Raw genomic sequence first — 13,793 nt, 5'->3', positions numbered from 1 at the left:
AGTCGGAACATTTAAAATAATGATTATCGTATTATTTTTCGTTTTTAGTACTTTAGGAAGTGCTCCAGTATATGCGAAAGATAGTTCAAATCCTGCTAAATTAGTTTATCAGACAGATAATGGGATATGAGAAATATGATTCTTGGTCGCGCAATGAGCTGCATTTAAAGAACGTTTTAAAGTTTGAAATATTAACATTGGAAGATATATATCAATAATAATTAGGAGGGAATACTCGTGGTGAATTATGCAATAGTGGGTACTGGATACTTTGGTGCGGAATTCGGAAGGTCCATTCTAAAAAACAAGGATGCTAACATTGTTGCCATTTATGATCCTGAGAATGCTAAAGAGGTAAGTGTAGAGTTAAAGGCAGAGGTTTCAACCTCCTTGGATGACTTAGTAACAAGAGAAGATGTGGATTGTGTTGTTGTAGCTTCGCCAAATTATTTGCATAAGGTGCCGGTTGTGAAGGCTGCTGAAAATGGCAAACATGTATTTTGTGAAAAACCTATCGCTTTATGCTATGAAGATTGTAAAGACATGGTGGAAGCTTGTAAAAAGAATAACGTGATATTTTTTGCTGGTCATATTATGAATTTCTTCAATGGTGTGCAGTATGCAAAGAAACTAATCAATGATGGAGAAATCGGGGATATTTTGTTTTGTCATGCGGCAAGAAATGGTTGGGAAGAAAAGCAGCCGGAAGTGTCTTGGAAAAAAATAAGAGAGAAATCAGGTGGGCATTTATATCATCATATTCACGAATTAGATTGTATTCAATTTATTATGGGGGGGCTCCCTCAAAAAGCAACAATGATTGGCGGAAACGTTGCTCATAGAGGTGAGCATTTTGGAAATGAAGATGATATGATTTTTGTCAATTTAGAATTTGAGAATAAAAAGTTTGCGCTACTAGAATGGGGTTCAGCATTTCGATATGGCGAACATTATGTTTTAATCCAAGGAACAAAGGGATACATAAAATTGGATATGTACAATGTAAAAGGAACGTTAAAGGTGGATGGCAAAGAGAAGCATTTTCTTATCCATGAAACACAAGAAGAAGATGACGATCGGACAAGAATTTATAATAGTTCCGAAATGGATGGTGCTATCCAATATGGGAAACCAGGGAAAAGAACGCCTTTATGGCTTTCTTCTGTAATAGACAAAGAAATGAAGTACTTACATCAAGTGCTACAAGGAGCGGAAGTAGGCGAGGAGTTTCAAAAACTTTTAAACGGACAAGCCGCTTTAGAAGCCATTGCAACAGCGGATGCTTGTACACTTTCAATCCTCGAAGATCGAAAAGTAGACCTTTCAGAAATTGTAAAGTAGACAGAAAGCCTGTGATGTCCAGCACAGGCTTTTAGTGAAATACTTGGCAGGTGTTTTTGGAAATAGAATTAACACGGGAAAGGATGTGGAAGTTTCCTATGACTATGCAGAAGAGAAAGATTGCTACAAAGTATTTGCTCGCAGGCTTCATTATTTTTTATGTCATAAAAAGGATTATAAAGTAGGGAGATACTATGACAAGAGAAAAAATATTTAAAGAAATAGAATCACTTTTATTTACAGAAGCTGAGTTTGGAGCACTTTTTGATATTCAAATCGATTATTTAAAGGAAACTGTAAGATTAGATGTGCTTAGTACAAGTAGAAAACGTATTAAAAAGACCATTCTATTATTTGAACAAGTACTTTCTTTGTACGTGTGTAAGTCTGAGGATGCAGGGGGCTTTCGTTTAAACGAGCTAAATGATACAGACGATGCATTATTATCAGAAATCAGCTACCACCCATATGGCTTTGGGAAAATAAATGTGGAAACCATAAATGCCAAATTAAAGGGTATTAAAGAAATTACTTCAAATACTAATTTTTATTTTCAAGTAAACAATAAAGATTATTTCTTTATAGAAGCGAATCGTTTAGTTTTTGAGGGCAAGGTTTTTAAAGATTTAATTGCTCCAGAAAATAAGCTGAAATGGGAAGATGAAAGTTAATTGTCTATAGAAAGATGCGATTGTACGCTGTAATGCAAGAAGCGCATTAGAGGCCTTCATTAATTAAATAAAAAATTTTCAAACTCTCAAGCCAATTGCTTGGGAGTTTTTTGTTTACTTTCTAGCATAGTTCCAACACGAACTTCGTACACTATAACTAAAGGGTGGTGGATATGGGTGAAGCGCTGGCTTGCACTAGGAGTAATTATGCTAATGAGTATAGTGGTCGTGGCATATGAAACGAATGCTTCGGACCGCAACTTCTTCTTACCTGACCCACTTGGTGGCACGAAAATTGTCATTGATGCGGGACATGGTGGTCAGGATGGAGGTGCTTCAAAGGGCGAAGTAATTGAAAAGGACATTACACTTGCAATTGCTCAGCACGTGGAGAAGCAATTAAAGAAGAAGGGCGCAACAGTCGTGATGACGCGTACACAGGATGGAGATGTTATTGATGAACACGCGCCATCAGAAAAATTTGGCACACTAAGGGAACGCAAAAAGCAAGATATCTTTTTAAGGAAGGATATTGTTGCAAAAGAACAGCCGAATATTTTTATTACGATTCATGCCAATGCAATTCCAGAGACAAAATGGCGTGGAGCACAGGTGTTTTATCATAAAGACGGACATGCTGATGGGGAATTGCTAGCCAATAGCATTCAGCAATCGATTCGTACGAAATTACAAAATACAGATCGGGAAGCGTTGGCAATTAAACAAATCTACTTGCTGAAGAAAGCGGAAGTACCTGCCGCATTAGTTGAGACTGGATTTATCAGTAATGATGAGGAACGTGCGCTATTAGTCGATAAAAAATATCAAGAAAAAATGGCAGATGCTATCGTTGAAGGTATTGAAGACTACTTACTTGGGAAAATTGAATAGAGCAACAGCTACTATGTAAATCAAAGCATTATGATATACTAACATTGACAGAAAATAAGGGGAGTGTTCGTCGTGATAACAGAACAACAAGTGCGAGAAATACTGGGACAACTACAAGATCCATTTTTACATAAATCATTAGCAGAAACTGACGGTATTACAAATGTGGCAATTAAAGAAGAAAAAAACCATGTCAGTGTAAAAATTGCGATTGCTAAAACAAATACACCGGAGCAAATGCAACTTCAAATGAAGATTGTAGATGTATTAAAAGAAGCGGGAGCTAACACGGTTGGTATTCGCTTTGAAGAATTATCAGCAGAAAAATTACAAAGTTTCCGTGGCACAGCAACAGAAGCTGAAGCGCAAGATATTTTATCACCACTAAGTACAGTACAAGTGATTTCAATTGCTTCCGGGAAAGGTGGCGTAGGGAAATCTACAGTATCTGTTAACTTAGCGGTAGCGCTAGCCCGTCTAGGAAAAAAAGTAGGTTTAATTGATGCTGATATTTATGGATTCAGTGTACCTGACATGATGGGTGTTACAGATATGCCAAAGGTAGTAGACAATCGTATTTTCCCAGTTGACCGTTTTGGTGTAAAAGTGATCTCAATGGGATTCTTCGTTGAAAATAATGCACCAATCGTTTGGCGTGGACCAATGCTAGGGAAAGTATTAGATCAATTCTTCCGCGATGTAGAATGGGGCGAGCTGGACTATCTTCTATTAGACTTACCACCAGGAACAGGTGATGTAGCTTTAGACATTCATCAAATGTTACCTTCTTCAAAAGAAATTGTTGTAACTACGCCTCACCCAACAGCAGCATTTGTTGCCGCTCGTGCAGGGGCAATGGCTCTACAAACTGACCATGAAATTCTAGGTGTTATTGAAAATATGGCATGGTTTGAGTCGAAATCAGGGGAACGTGAATTTGTATTTGGTCAAGGTGGCGGTGCAAAGTTAACAGAAGAGCTACGTACAGAGCTACTTGGACAAATTCCACTTGGTCAGCCAGATTGGACGGATGAGGAATTTGCGCCTTCCGTATATGCAGAAAAGCATCCAACAGGACAAACGTATATCAATATTGCGACGAAAATCATTCAAAAATTAAATAAATAAACAAAAAAGATTTCCTCAAATTGCTGAGGAAATCTTTTTTGTTTTGTGAAGTTATTGGCCGCTCTGCTTTTTTTCTTTATCTGAGCTGCCGCCACCGTCAGCGCTAGCCTCTTTTTTGTTGCCGCTCTCAGATGAAGTACTCTCACCACTTTTTTTGATAAGCTCCAGCCATTTCGCCTGCATTAGTGGACTTTCAATCGTTTCCTTTACGACTTCCTCCATTTGCTTGCGCAAAGTAGAGGATTTTAAAATCGTCTCCATTTGCTTTTGCATATCAGGCTGACCAAAGAATGATTCCAAATCCTTTTGGTAAGTAGGATCTTTCATGAGTTCCTTCATAATATCCTGTTGTTGCTTTTGCATACTTTTGGCTACAGTTTCTTTGAATTTTGGATCTTCAAAAGTCTTTTTCCAAAAATCCTCTGCTTCTTTTGAAAGCAATGTTTCCTCTGTCGCCTTTTTTACTTCGTCATGTTCTAATATCAATAATTCACGAAAACTCGGCTCCTCTAAAAGCTGTCGCAACGCCTTTTTACCATCCTCTGTTTGTAGAGAGTCAATCATAATTTTTTTTATCTCATCATAAGACATGGTAGAGGTTTTATCTTGTGAACAGGCAGCAAGAAAAAGCGTTAAAATCAGTAATAAAGTCAATTTTCGCATGTAACATCAGCCCTTTCTATAGATAGACTCTTTCAATTATTGTTCACATTTATGATGACTTTATGTATTGCTTGCGAAGAGAAATAGCTTTTTTAACAATGCATTGTTAAAATGATTACAGATATATGAAGAAATTGGGGGACTTTGAGTTGTGACGATACGAAATTGGGCAAAGTTTTTCTTCTTTGCAATGCTCGTTGGTGGCGTAGTCAACGGAATTTTTAGTTTATTTATTCGATGGAGCTTCTTTCAACCATATGTAGCAAATGGTCAATGGGGTGAATTTTTCGCAGGGCTTTTATGGATGGTATTCCTAGGGTTTACAATGAGTGTAATTGCCCAAGCAGGGTTTTTCGCCTATCTAACACTGCATCAAGTAGGTGTTAACATTTTTAGAACGCTAACGCTATGGAATTGGGTACAGCTATTATTGATTGCTGTTACCATCTTTGATATTGTGTTCTTCCGTTTTGTACCGGGTGTTAAAGATGGACAAAGCTGGGTATTCTATTTGGGACTTTTAATCGTTTTAATTTTTGCATCAGTAGCAACAGCCATGCAAAAAGTGAAAATGACTGGAAAAAAACATGTTTTAGTGTCCGCATTATTTTTTATGATTGTTATTACAACATTAGAGTGGACAATCGCATTAATGGGACGTGATGAAAATATTAACGAATATGTTGCCTTATTATTATTCCCATTACTAGCTGTAAATGCATATCAATTATTAGTATTACCAAAATACAATGCAAAATCTGACGAAGATCGCCGAAAATTAGAAGAGCGTCGAAAAGCGCGCCTTAATCAAGCAAAAAATGCATAATGAATAAAAAATTGAGTAGCCTCAAAGATAGATGAGGCTACTTTTTTATGGGGTTTTTTTAGATTGAACTGAGTAACCGAATATATTTTCTTCAATAGACATAAATTTATTTTGCTGCAATAAAGTATTTAATGCTTTAAAAGAAACATTACTGTCTTGATGCAATGAAGTAAATAAGAAATCTCCTTTCTGTAATTGAGGCGTTTTTTCTCCTTGCCAAATGAGGGATGGCGACAGAATGTTTACTTGTTTTTGAAATAAGCTCTTTTGCAATTCCTGAGAATATTGATGATTTCTTGTGGCAAACCAAAGTGGTGTAGCCTTTAAATATTTTTCATAAGTTTCAACATCCTTTTGTATTAAGGCAATATCTATTGGTTTTTCTACTGAATCTTCAGGACCTAATAATCCTGTAGGTAGTTTCCTCTCTTGTATCACTTTAATATGCTCTGGTGAGCGTTCAATCCATGCAGCATCTAAAAGTAGAAGCGGATAAGGTGCTTTTACGTTTTTTAACCAATCTAACAACGCGTCATCAGAAAAAGAAATTTCGACAATAAGAGAAGTACCATAATGTCCTTTTGTTACAACAGTTGGTGCATTAGCGATATTAAATACAGAAATCATCGTAGAATTTAGCGGTTTGATAAAGACAAATAATATTACTATTAAACCCAGTGATATCAACGTTTTACGAATCATATTAAAGACCCCATTTCTATATTTTTAAAACGACAAAATAACCTCTTTAAAAAAACTTATGATTTTATGTTGACTTTCATGATTAATCGATGTTATTATGTATAAGTCGCCAAGAGATGACGCGACAAACGAAACAAAATGAACCTTGAAAACTGAACAAGCAAAACGTAATCAATATAGTTTTTATTAGCTATCTTATGTTAGTGAACGAAACAAAATTTTGGACATCAAAATTGATGCCAGCAAAACAATTTGAGCTAATCAAATTTCTTTTATGGAGAGTTTGATCCTGGCTCAGGACGAACGCTGGCGGCGTGCCTAATACATGCAAGTCGAGCGAACAGAGAAGGAGCTTGCTCCTTTGACGTTAGCGGCGGACGGGTGAGTAACACGTGGGCAACCTACCCTATAGTTTGGGATAACTCCGGGAAACCGGGGCTAATACCGAATAATCTATTGTCCCTCATGGGACAATACTGAAAGACGGTCTCGGCTGTCGCTATAGGATGGGCCCGCGGCGCATTAGCTAGTTGGTGAGGTAACGGCTCACCAAGGCAACGATGCGTAGCCGACCTGAGAGGGTGATCGGCCACACTGGGACTGAGACACGGCCCAGACTCCTACGGGAGGCAGCAGTAGGGAATCTTCCACAATGGGCGAAAGCCTGATGGAGCAACGCCGCGTGAGTGAAGAAGGATTTCGGTTCGTAAAACTCTGTTGTAAGGGAAGAACAAGTACAGTAGTAACTGGCTGTACCTTGACGGTACCTTATTAGAAAGCCACGGCTAACTACGTGCCAGCAGCCGCGGTAATACGTAGGTGGCAAGCGTTGTCCGGAATTATTGGGCGTAAAGCGCGCGCAGGTGGTTTCTTAAGTCTGATGTGAAAGCCCACGGCTCAACCGTGGAGGGTCATTGGAAACTGGGAGACTTGAGTGCAGAAGAGGATAGTGGAATTCCAAGTGTAGCGGTGAAATGCGTAGAGATTTGGAGGAACACCAGTGGCGAAGGCGACTATCTGGTCTGTAACTGACACTGAGGCGCGAAAGCGTGGGGAGCAAACAGGATTAGATACCCTGGTAGTCCACGCCGTAAACGATGAGTGCTAAGTGTTAGGGGGTTTCCGCCCCTTAGTGCTGCAGCTAACGCATTAAGCACTCCGCCTGGGGAGTACGGTCGCAAGACTGAAACTCAAAGGAATTGACGGGGGCCCGCACAAGCGGTGGAGCATGTGGTTTAATTCGAAGCAACGCGAAGAACCTTACCAGGTCTTGACATCCCGTTGACCACTGTAGAGATATAGTTTTCCCTTCGGGGACAACGGTGACAGGTGGTGCATGGTTGTCGTCAGCTCGTGTCGTGAGATGTTGGGTTAAGTCCCGCAACGAGCGCAACCCTTGATCTTAGTTGCCATCATTTAGTTGGGCACTCTAAGGTGACTGCCGGTGACAAACCGGAGGAAGGTGGGGATGACGTCAAATCATCATGCCCCTTATGACCTGGGCTACACACGTGCTACAATGGACGATACAAACGGTTGCCAACTCGCGAGAGGGAGCTAATCCGATAAAGTCGTTCTCAGTTCGGATTGTAGGCTGCAACTCGCCTACATGAAGCCGGAATCGCTAGTAATCGCGGATCAGCATGCCGCGGTGAATACGTTCCCGGGCCTTGTACACACCGCCCGTCACACCACGAGAGTTTGTAACACCCGAAGTCGGTGAGGTAACCTTTTGGAGCCAGCCGCCGAAGGTGGGATAGATGATTGGGGTGAAGTCGTAACAAGGTAGCCGTATCGGAAGGTGCGGCTGGATCACCTCCTTTCTAAGGATTTTAACGGAATGTTTCGTTTAGAACGAAACAATGATTACGTTTTTGCTGTTCAGTTTTGAAGGTTCATTCTTCTGAATGAAACACTTCAAAATTTGTTCTTTGAAAACTGGATAAAACGACATTGAAATTGTAACAAACACATTTATTTTTTTAAGTTTTTTATAGGCTTAATAACGAAATAGGGTTTCAAGACACAAGCAGTTCTAGGAAGCGAACGAGTGAGTGAAGGAGCGTACTTACGTACGTGACTGATTGAACGAGAGAAGCTGACAACGAAATGCGCAGTGGATTGGAAGCCGATAGGTTAAGTTATTAAGGGCGCACGGCGAATGCCTTGGCACTAGGAGCCGAAGAAGGACGGCACTAACACCGATATGCTTCGGGGAGCTGTAAGTGAGTTTTGATCCGGAGATTTCCGAATGGGGGAACCCACTACGTTTAATCGCGTAGTATCTTGACGTGAATACATAGCGTCTTGAAGGCAGACCCAGGGAACTGAAACATCTAAGTACCTGGAGGAAGAGAAAGAAAAATCGATTCCCTGAGTAGCGGCGAGCGAAACGGGAAGAGCCCAAACCAAGAGGCTTGCCTCTTGGGGTTGTAGGACACTCTATACGGAGTTACAAAGGAATGAGTTAGATGAAGCGACTTGGAAAGGTCCGCCAGAGCAGGTAAAAGCCCTGTAGTCGAAAGTTCGTTCCCTCCAGAGTGGATCCTGAGTACGGCGGAACACGTGAAATTCCGTCGGAATCCGGGAGGACCATCTCCCAAGGCTAAATACTACCTAGTGACCGATAGTGAACCAGTACCGTGAGGGAAAGGTGAAAAGCACCCCGGAAGGGGAGTGAAAGAGATCCTGAAACCGTGTGCCTACAAGTAGTTAGAGCCCGTTAATGGGTGATAGCGTGCCTTTTGTAGAATGAACCGGCGAGTTACGATTACGTGCGAGGTTAAGCTTTAGAAGGCGGAGCCGCAGCGAAAGCGAGTCTGAATAGGGCGAATTAGTACGTGGTCGTAGACCCGAAACCAGGTGATCTACCCATGTCCAGGGTGAAGGTGAGGTAACACTTACTGGAGGCCCGAACCCACGCACGTTGAAAAGTGCGGGGATGAGGTGTGGGTAGCGGAGAAATTCCAATCGAACTTGGAGATAGCTGGTTCTCTCCGAAATAGCTTTAGGGCTAGCCTCGTGATGAGAATACTGGAGGTAGAGCACTGTTTGGACTAGGGGGCCATCCCGGTTTACCGAATTCAGACAAACTCCGAATGCCAGATATTTATACACGGGAGTCAGACTGCGAGTGATAAGATCCGTAGTCAAAAGGGAAACAGCCCAGACCACCAGCTAAGGTCCCAAAGTAATCGTTAAGTGGAAAAGGATGTGGCGTTGCACAGACAACCAGGATGTTGGCTTAGAAGCAGCCATCATTTAAAGAGTGCGTAATAGCTCACTGGTCGAGTGACGCTGCGCCGAAAATGTATCGGGGCTAAACGATTCACCGAAGCTGTGGATTGACATCTACGATGTCAGTGGTAGGAGAGCGTTCTAAGTGCGTTGAAGTCAGACCGGAAGGACTGGTGGAGCGCTTAGAAGTGAGAATGCCGGTATGAGTAGCGAAAGACGGGTGAGAATCCCGTCCACCGTATGACTAAGGTTTCCTGAGGAAGGCTCGTCCGCTCAGGGTTAGTCGGGACCTAAGCCGAGGCCGATAGGCGTAGGCGATGGACAACAGGTTGATATTCCTGTACCACCTCCTCACCGTTTGAGAAATGGGGGGACGCAGTAGGATAGGGTAAGCGCGCCGTTGGTTGTGCGCGTCCAAGCAGTAAGGCGTGTGTGTAGGCAAATCCGCACACTGTAACGTTGAGCTGTGATGGCGAGTCCGTATGGACGAAGTTCCTGATTTCACACTGCCAAGAAAAGCCTCTATCGAGGTGAGAGGTGCCCGTACCGCAAACCGACACAGGTAGTCGAGGAGAGAATCCTAAGGTGTGCGAGAGAACTCTCGTTAAGGAACTCGGCAAAATGACCCCGTAACTTCGGGAGAAGGGGTGCTCTTGAGCGTGCAAGCGCATGAGAGCCGCAGTGAATAGGCCCAGGCGACTGTTTAGCAAAAACACAGGTCTCTGCAAAACCGTAAGGTGACGTATAGGGGCTGACGCCTGCCCGGTGCTGGAAGGTTAAGAGGAGTGGTTAGCGCAAGCGAAGCTGCGAATTGAAGCCCCAGTAAACGGCGGCCGTAACTATAACGGTCCTAAGGTAGCGAAATTCCTTGTCGGGTAAGTTCCGACCCGCACGAAAGGCGTAACGATCTGGGCACTGTCTCAACGAGAGACTCGGTGAAATTATAGTACCTGTGAAGATGCAGGTTACCCGCGACAGGACGGAAAGACCCCGTGGAGCTTTACTGTAGCCTGATATTGAATTTTGGTACAACTTGTACAGGATAGGTAGGAGCCAGAGATCTCGGAGCGCCAGCTTCGAAGGAGGCGTCGGTGGGATACTACCCTGGTTGTATTGAAATTCTAACCCATGCCCCTTAGCGGGGCAGGAGACAGTGTCAGGCGGACAGTTTGACTGGGGCGGTCGCCTCCTAAAAGGTAACGGAGGCGCCCAAAGGTTCCCTCAGAATGGTTGGAAATCATTCGTAGAGTGTAAAGGCACAAGGGAGCTTGACTGCGAGACCTACAAGTCGAGCAGGGTCGAAAGACGGGCTTAGTGATCCGGTGGTTCCGCATGGAAGGGCCATCGCTCAACGGATAAAAGCTACCCCGGGGATAACAGGCTTATCTCCCCCAAGAGTCCACATCGACGGGGAGGTTTGGCACCTCGATGTCGGCTCATCGCATCCTGGGGCTGTAGTCGGTCCCAAGGGTTGGGCTGTTCGCCCATTAAAGCGGTACGCGAGCTGGGTTCAGAACGTCGTGAGACAGTTCGGTCCCTATCCGTCGTGGGCGTAGGAAATTTGAGAGGAGCTGTCCTTAGTACGAGAGGACCGGGATGGACACACCGCTGGTGTACCAGTTGTCTTGCCAAAGGCATCGCTGGGTAGCTATGTGTGGACGGGATAAGTGCTGAAAGCATCTAAGCATGAAGCCCCCCTCAAGATGAGATTTCCCATTACGCAAGTAAGTAAGATCCCTCAAAGACGATGAGGTAGATAGGTTCGAGGTGGAAGTGTGGTGACACATGGAGCTGACGAATACTAATCGATCGAGGACTTAACCAAAAAGTTTGAAACATTCAATGCACCGTTTATCCAGTTTTGAAAGAACAACCTTTCAATTAAATACTGTCTAGTGATGATGGCAAAGAGGTCACACCCGTTCCCATACCGAACACGGAAGTTAAGCTCTTTAGCGCCGATGGTAGTTGGGGGCTTCCCCCTGTGAGAGTAGGACGTCGCTAGGCGCAAAAAGTCGCTGCTGATACACTCAGTAGTGGCTTTTTTTAATTTCTTTCATTATGTGAAATATGACTATAGAGAGGCCATTAAACATGGCAAACTGTAAATTCATTTAAAAAGAATGGAGACATTTCACCATAATGCGTGAAATGTCTCCAAAATTGTTTTTTAAACAGTAGTCGCACGTAATTCAATACGACGAATTTTGCCCGATGTGGTCTTAGGAAGCTCATCTAAAAAGACAATACTACGAGGGTATTTATATGGTGCTGTTAGCGCTTTAACATGCTCTTGAAGTTCTTTTATTAATTCGTCCTCATCACGTCCTCTAAAGCTCTCACGTAAGATTACAAACGCTTTTACTATATGCCCTCTAATTTCATCTGGTGCAGCAACAACTGCACATTCTTGTACAGCCTCGTGTTTGTTTAAAGCATCTTCCACTTCAAATGGTCCAATTGTGTAGCCTGATGAGATAATAATGTCATCTCCACGTCCTTCAAACCAGAAGTATCCATCCTCATCACATTTTGCTTGGTCACCTGTAATATACCACTCACCTCTAAAGGCAGCTTGCGTGCGTTCAGGCTCACGGTAATATTCCTTGAATAAGGCAGGCGATGATTTATGGACAGCGATGTCTCCGACTTCTCCTACGGGTGCTTCATTACCTTCATGGTCTATAATACGTACAATATTTCCTGGTGTAGGAACACCCATAGAACCAGGTCGTAACTCTGTGTTTTCAAGCGTACCTATTAATAATGTATTTTCTGTTTGTCCATAACCATCTCGTACTTTCAGACCGAAATTGTTCATAAATGTTTCAATAACTGGACGATTTAATGGCTCACCTGCAGAAACAGCACTTCTTAATGAAGCTAAGTTGTAATCTTTAAGATTATCAATCTTTGCCATAATACGATATTCTGTCGGGGTGCAACATAGCACATTGACTTTTTCGTCCTGTAGGAGTTGAAGATACGTATGAGGTTCAAAACTACCATGATAGACAAAAGCCGTTGCTCCTAACATAATTGTCGATAAAAATGGACTCCAAATCCATTTTTGCCAGCCTGGTGCTGCAGTAGCCCAGACTAAGTCCCCTTCACGTACACAAAGCCATTTGGAAGCTGCTGTTCGAATATGCGCATAGCCCCAGCCATGAGAGTGAACCACCCCTTTAGGTTTACCCGTTGTGCCTGAAGTATAAGATAGGAATGCCATATCATCGCGTTTTGTCGCAACAGCTGTAAAGCTTGTAGGTTGCTTTTCAGCTAATGCATCTAAAGAAATCCAATTGTTCATAGCGTTGCCAATTACTAATTTATTATCCAATGCTGCAACGGAAGAAGTAATTTTATCTACTTCACTAGTGAAAGCCTCGTAGGCAATAACAGCAGTTGCAGAAGAGTGTTCCATACGATATTCTAAATCACTTGCGCGTAACATCTCTGAACAAGAGATCGGAACAATACCTGCTTTTAAACAGCCAAGGAAAACAAAATAAGCTTCTGGTAGGCGGGGAATAATGACTAAAACACGATCCCCTTTTTGTAATCCTCTCTCCGTAAAAGCATTCGCGTATTGATTCATTTTTTGAATAAGATCGGCATAAGAAATTGTACGTCGGTTTTGTTGTGCATCCAACCATCTTATAGCTTGGCGATCACTATCTTGGGAGAATTTCTCTAATTCCTCCGTGATGTTGTAAAGCTCTGGTGCAATTAAATCCTTTGTTACCATATGAACATTCCTCCCCAAAACAAATTTAATAGAAAATTCGTAAAACTATTTTTATTTTAACAATTACAATAATATACAGCAAGAATATTTGATACATTAAATAGAAATATTAGATTTAATAGAGAACTATTGAGGTTTGATATACGTCAATTCGAAAATTATGCAATAAATTAAATAATTTTGTTGAAAAAGTATTGCATAATTTAGAATGCTTGCTATAATAATAAATGTACTTAAGAGGTTGTCAAAACCAAATTAAATAGTATTGTTCCGAAGTAGCTCAGTTGGTAGTAGCACCTGACTGTTAATCAGGTTGTCGCAGGTTCGAGTCCTGCCTTCGGAGCCATTTTTTTGCACTTTTTTAACTAATTTATAATTTAAAAAAGAAATTTTTAAAAAATACTTGCATCAAAATGAAAATGATGTTAATATAAATCTTGTCTTGTTTGAGACATAATAAATGGCCCCTTGGTCAAGCGGTTAAGACACCGCCCTTTCACGGCGGTAACACGGGTTCGAATCCCGTAGGGGTCACCATTTTCAAAACATCGTAGTAATGCATAGGCTTAAAAAGATAAATAAACTG

Annotated in this window: 8 protein-coding genes, 2 tRNA genes and 3 rRNA genes; 10 read left to right on the top strand and 3 right to left on the bottom strand. The window is 42.0% G+C overall.

Features of this window, described 5'->3' with window-relative positions; genetic code table 11:
* The first annotated feature begins 237 nt into the window (after positions 1–237).
* From I5435_RS22080 to I5435_RS22065, 4 genes are all read left to right on the top strand, one after another.
* Positions 238–1,341 (top strand): Gfo/Idh/MocA family protein, encoded by a 1,104-nt coding sequence (locus tag I5435_RS22080; protein WP_337982991.1) that lies wholly within the window; start codon positions 238–240, stop codon positions 1,339–1,341.
* A 194-nt stretch (positions 1,342–1,535) separates the two neighbouring features.
* Positions 1,536–2,012: a YxiG family protein gene (locus I5435_RS22075; protein ID WP_337982990.1), complete on the top strand. Its 477-nt coding sequence runs from the start codon at positions 1,536–1,538 to the stop codon at positions 2,010–2,012.
* Positions 2,013–2,189: 177 nt separating this feature from the next.
* Entirely contained in the window at positions 2,190–2,903 is a 714-nt protein-coding gene (locus tag I5435_RS22070) for an N-acetylmuramoyl-L-alanine amidase (protein WP_024364341.1), read from the top strand.
* Positions 2,904–2,975: 72 nt separating this feature from the next.
* Positions 2,976–4,031: a P-loop NTPase gene (locus tag I5435_RS22065; RefSeq protein WP_024364340.1), complete on the top strand. Its 1,056-nt coding sequence runs from the start codon at positions 2,976–2,978 to the stop codon at positions 4,029–4,031.
* Between the two features lie 51 nt (positions 4,032–4,082).
* Here the strand turns inward: I5435_RS22065 and gerD are convergent, their stop codons facing one another.
* Entirely contained in the window at positions 4,083–4,694 is a 612-nt protein-coding gene (gene gerD, locus I5435_RS22060; RefSeq protein ID WP_024364339.1) for a spore germination lipoprotein GerD, read from the bottom strand.
* Positions 4,695–4,845: 151 nt separating this feature from the next.
* On the opposite strand from gerD, the gene I5435_RS22055 reads away from it, so the two are divergent.
* Entirely contained in the window at positions 4,846–5,520 is a 675-nt protein-coding gene (locus tag I5435_RS22055) for a KinB-signaling pathway activation protein (RefSeq protein WP_024364338.1), read from the top strand.
* Between the two features lie 45 nt (positions 5,521–5,565).
* Here the strand turns inward: I5435_RS22055 and I5435_RS22050 are convergent, their stop codons facing one another.
* Complete coding sequence (locus tag I5435_RS22050; protein WP_108031052.1) at positions 5,566–6,222, bottom strand: hypothetical protein; 657 nt, start codon at positions 6,220–6,222, stop codon at positions 5,566–5,568.
* 271 nt (positions 6,223–6,493) lie between these two features.
* Here I5435_RS22050 and I5435_RS22045 point away from each other — a divergent pair.
* The 3 genes from I5435_RS22045 to rrf all read left to right on the top strand — a co-directional run bounded on the left by I5435_RS22045 (position 6,494) and on the right by rrf (position 11,466).
* A 16S ribosomal RNA gene (locus tag I5435_RS22045) occupies positions 6,494–8,045 on the top strand.
* A 311-nt stretch (positions 8,046–8,356) separates the two neighbouring features.
* Positions 8,357–11,284: ribosomal RNA gene (locus I5435_RS22040) — 23S ribosomal RNA — on the top strand.
* A gap of 66 nt (positions 11,285–11,350) precedes the next feature.
* A 5S ribosomal RNA gene (gene rrf / locus I5435_RS22035) occupies positions 11,351–11,466 on the top strand.
* The 16S, 23S and 5S rRNA genes sit together here, the layout of an rRNA operon.
* A gap of 163 nt (positions 11,467–11,629) precedes the next feature.
* On the opposite strand, the gene mbcS is transcribed toward rrf, so the two are convergent.
* Positions 11,630–13,207 (bottom strand): acyl-CoA synthetase MbcS, encoded by a 1,578-nt coding sequence (gene mbcS, locus I5435_RS22030; RefSeq protein ID WP_337982989.1) that lies wholly within the window; start codon positions 13,205–13,207, stop codon positions 11,630–11,632.
* Positions 13,208–13,476: 269 nt separating this feature from the next.
* Here mbcS and I5435_RS22025 point away from each other — a divergent pair.
* A tRNA-Asn gene (locus tag I5435_RS22025) sits at positions 13,477–13,553 on the top strand.
* Positions 13,554–13,669: 116 nt separating this feature from the next.
* Positions 13,670–13,744, top strand: a tRNA-Glu gene (locus I5435_RS22020).
* Positions 13,745–13,793 lie beyond the last annotated feature (49 nt).

It is taken from the genome of Lysinibacillus sp. C5.1 (assembly GCF_016350185.1).
Taxonomy (GTDB): domain Bacteria; phylum Bacillota; class Bacilli; order Bacillales_A; family Planococcaceae; genus Lysinibacillus; species Lysinibacillus sphaericus.
Note: the sequence above shows the minus strand (reverse complement) of the source record. Positions and strands in the feature narration are given on the sequence as shown.

Excerpts from the sequence above, each read along its gene's own strand:
- I5435_RS22050 (WP_108031052.1), bottom strand. The coding sequence starts at position 6,222 with ATGATTCGTAAAACGTTGATATCACTGGGTTTAATAGTAATATTATTT.
- I5435_RS22075 (WP_337982990.1), top strand. The coding sequence starts at position 1,536 with ATGACAAGAGAAAAAATATTTAAAGAAATAGAATCACTTTTATTTACA.
- gerD (WP_024364339.1), bottom strand. The coding sequence starts at position 4,694 with ATGCGAAAATTGACTTTATTACTGATTTTAACGCTTTTTCTTGCTGCC.
- mbcS (WP_337982989.1), bottom strand. The coding sequence starts at position 13,207 with ATGGTAACAAAGGATTTAATTGCACCAGAGCTTTACAACATCACGGAG.